This window comes from Myroides sp. LoEW2-1 (assembly GCF_009767705.1).
Lineage (GTDB): Bacteria > Bacteroidota > Bacteroidia > Flavobacteriales > Flavobacteriaceae > Flavobacterium > Flavobacterium album_A.
This window is the reverse complement of sequence record NZ_WSPP01000266.1, coordinates 1-623: the sequence shown is the minus strand read 5'-3', so window position 1 is coordinate 623 and position 623 is coordinate 1. Positions and strand designations below refer to the sequence as shown.

Sequence of the window (623 nt, the reverse complement as noted above, 5' to 3'; positions counted from 1 at the left end):
ATCTTATTTTTTATGATTTCTTCCAAATCTTTAAAGTCCTCCTTATTCTTCTTCCTTGCTAAAATTTTAGTTACTAAATTGTCATAAATGTAATATTCTTCACCTTCTAATTTTGGTATTGGAAAATTTGACACATATTGACCTAGCATCCGGTATTGCCTTTGTTGTAATTGTACTACATAATATTTAACAAGCTGTTTGCCCAATTTTGAATTTAAGACACTTAGAATATACTTTAATTCTTTAACATCCCCAGTCATGACGTATGCAGTATTTAAAGCTATACTATTTTCTTCATCATAAGAAAAACAAGGAAAGTCGTAGCCCTCATCTGGATTATCAGTCATTATTTCAATATACACAATTTTCTGTTTAAAAAAATCCTCCCAATAAGCTATCGTATCTTGAGTTTCAAACCATTGATTATTAGTCTTTTTTCTACTTCCTTTATCTCCAGTTTGTTTTAATCTATCATACCCAAAACTCATAAGGTGCTCTTTTACAGCAGGATATTGCTCAATATTTATTTTTAAGCTTGGAAAAGTTGTAATTATATATAAATCAGCGAATTCATAAGAATAACGCTTAATATCACGTCCCCTGAGTAACGGTCGTATAATTTC

At 29.7% G+C, this 623-nt stretch carries 1 protein-coding gene; it reads right to left on the bottom strand.

Translation table 11 applies throughout. From position 1 onward, the window contains the following. Nucleotides 1–623 (bottom strand): TaqI-like C-terminal specificity domain-containing protein (locus GOQ24_RS13700; protein WP_317165489.1); only part of this gene is annotated, 623 nt, incomplete at both ends.